The organism is Sulfuricaulis sp., from assembly GCF_049587675.1.
GTDB lineage: Bacteria > Pseudomonadota > Gammaproteobacteria > Acidiferrobacterales > Sulfurifustaceae > Sulfuricaulis.
Map to the genome: position 1 here is coordinate 1 of NZ_JBAVEJ010000168.1, position 2,792 is coordinate 2,792.

A 2,792-nucleotide genomic window follows, 5' to 3' on the forward strand; every position below is an offset into this window, starting at 1 on the left:
CCCTGGTCGGATTCGTCTACGTTCGCTCCTTCTACGGGGCGCGGGACCGGTTCTTCAAGCCCCTGGGGATCCACAAGATGTTCAAGCCGGCGCTGGGCGGGCTGATGCTGGGCGCCATCGCGTTCCTTTCTCCACAGATAACGGACGGGGGGTACGGCTGGATCCAGATGGCGCTGGAAGGGAAAATCTTCTGGGGAACGATGCTCCTCCTGGTGTTCCTGAAGATCGCCGCGACCTCCTGTACCATCAGTTCCGGCGGAAGCGGAGGCGTCTTCGGCCCGTCGGTGTTCATCGGGGCCATGCTGGGCGGGGCGTTCGGTTTCCTCGGGCACAAGGTCGCCCCCGGCTGGGTCATCCATCCCAATTCCTTCGTCCTCGTCGGAATGGGCGGGTTCTTCGCGGGCGTCGCCAAGGTTCCGATCGCTTCGATCATCATGGCGTGCGAGATGAGCGCGAGCTACACCCTCCTGGTCCCCCTTATGGTCGTCTCTTCCATCTCCTACCTGCTGTTACGGAATACGAGACTCTATGAGAAGCAGCAGATCAGCCGGTTCGCATCCCCCGCACACCTGACCGAGTTCGCCCGGGGAATGCTGGAACGGATCCGGGTCCACGAGGCCGTGCACCCCCAGCCGATCACGGCGATCCCGGAAACCATGCCTTTCGGTGAACTCGTCCGGACGGTCTCCCGTTCCGGGGAATCCCATTTCCCCGTCGTCGACGCGGCGGGGCAGGTAACCGGGATCGTATCGATCAACGACATCCGCTCGGTTCTCTTCGAGAACGACGTCGACCACGTCATCATCGCCAAGGACGTGGCAACCCGAAGCGTGGTGAGCGTCCTCCGGGACGATACGTTGCAGCAGGCCCTCGACAAGATGGCGGCGATCGGAGTGGATGAACTGCCCGTCGTTGACCGTGAGAAGCCGAACACGGTCGTGGCCATGATTTCCAAGCGCGACATCGTAAACTACTACTACGCCAAGAGCGGAGGCTGACCGGCGGGATACGGGGGATGGAACCCGGCATGGAGAATATCTTCAGGGGGGTAGCGCTTCCGCTCGCGGTCGCCGTATCGTCGTCGGCGGTTCTATTGGCGCTTCGGGCGCTGGGGCTCCGGTACTTCCGTCGGTGGGCGGAAAAAACGGAGACGCGGCTGGATGACTTCATCCTGGCATCCCTCCGCATTCCATCCGTCTACTGGTGCTTCGCCCTCGGCCTTCACTTCGGCGTCGACATATCGGAGCTTCCTGAAAGGCGAATCGCGTTCGTCAACCGGGGGATCGAGGTCCTGATCGTACTCTCCGCCACGGTGGCCGTCGCCGGCATAGGCGGGGCCGTTTTCAAGGACTACATCCGGCGGTCGAATCTGCCGATCCCCGGGACAGGCCTCGCGCACGGGCTGATCAAGGGGACGATCCTGACCGTCGGGTTCCTGGTGATCCTTTCCATCCTTGGGATCTCCATCACGCCGATCATCACCGCCTTGGGCATCGGCGGCCTGGCTGTCGCACTCGCCCTCCAGGACACGCTGGCGAACCTCTTCGCCGGGATCCATGTCCTCATCGAGAAGCCGATCAGGATCGGCGACTTCATCCGGCTGGAAACGGGCCAGGAGGGATTCGTCGAGGACATCACCTGGAGGACGACCCGGATCCGGATGCTGTCGAACAACATGGTCATCATCCCCAACAGCAAGGTCACGCAGACGATCCTGACGAACTACTGCCTCCCGGAGAGGAGGATGTCGGTTTTAATACCGGTCAGCGTGAGCTACTCCACGGATCCGGACCTCGTCGAGCGGGTGCTTGTCGACGAGGCGACCGCGGCCGTCGGCACGGTCCCGGGCCTGCTCGGCGAGCCGGCCCCCTTTGTCCGGTTCATCCCGGGGTTCGGCGCCAGCTCACTGGACTTTACGCTAATCTGTCAGATCGGGGAGTTTGTCGACCAATACACCGTGCAGCACGAACTGCGGAAACGGATCCTCTCAAGGTTCCGGGACGAAGGGATCGAAATCCCGTTCCCGCAACGGACCATCCACCTTCGGGAGGATCAGGGCACTCGGGGCGCCACCGGGCCGGCCCAACCCCGATCCCCGAAGGAGCCCGATTCGTAAAGACAACCCCTTACCGCATGAACCGGGTGAGGAAAAGGGAAAGGTCCGGCCAGAAACTGATGACGAGGAGCGCCGCGGCCTGGGCGGCGACCATCGGGAGGACCGCCTGGGAGATCTCCTTCATGGAGATGCGGGCGATCCCGCAGGCGACGAAGAGGTTGACCCCGACCGGGGGCGTGATCTGGCCGATCGCCATGTTGACCGTCATCACGATCCCGAAGTGGACCAGGTCGATCCCGAGCGCCTTCACCACGGGCAGGAGGATCGGCAGGAGGACGTAGAAGATCGAGATGGCGTCCATCAGGGAGCCCGCGACCAGCAGGACCGCGTTGATCAGCAGGAGACCGACCATCTTCCCGGAGGCCAGGTGCAGCAGCCCCGAAGCCGCGGCGGCGGCGACGCCCGAGGTGTTGAGCACCCAGGCGAAGACCGAGGCGGTGCACACGAGCAGCATCACCACCCCCGTCGTGACCCCGGTGTCTACGAGGATTCCCGGCAGGTCGGAGAGCTTCAGGTCCCGGTGGATGAAGAAGCCGACGATCACGCCGTAGACGACCGCGACGGTGGCCGCCTCGGTTGCGGTGAAGATGCCGCCGTAGATGCCGCCGAGGATGATGAGGGGGGCGAGCAGACCCCACGCGGCGTCCTTGAACGCCGCGCCGATCTCCCGGAGGGA

Annotated in this window: 3 protein-coding genes; 2 read left to right on the forward strand and 1 reads right to left on the reverse strand. The window is 63.8% G+C overall.

What is annotated here, in order from left to right:
• Both WB402_RS08625 and WB402_RS08630 read left to right on the forward strand, forming a co-directional pair.
• A partial coding sequence (locus tag WB402_RS08625) for a chloride channel protein (protein ID WP_424206908.1) occupies positions 1-998 on the forward strand: 998 nt, incomplete at its 5' end.
• 17 nt (positions 999-1,015) lie between these two features.
• Positions 1,016-2,116, forward strand: a complete 1,101-nt coding sequence (locus WB402_RS08630) for a mechanosensitive ion channel family protein (RefSeq protein WP_424206909.1) — start codon at positions 1,016-1,018, stop codon at positions 2,114-2,116.
• A 10-nt stretch (positions 2,117-2,126) separates the two neighbouring features.
• Here WB402_RS08630 and WB402_RS08635 read toward each other — a convergent pair.
• The coding region (locus WB402_RS08635; protein WP_424206911.1) for a TRAP transporter large permease subunit at positions 2,127-2,792 on the reverse strand (666 nt) is incomplete at its 5' end.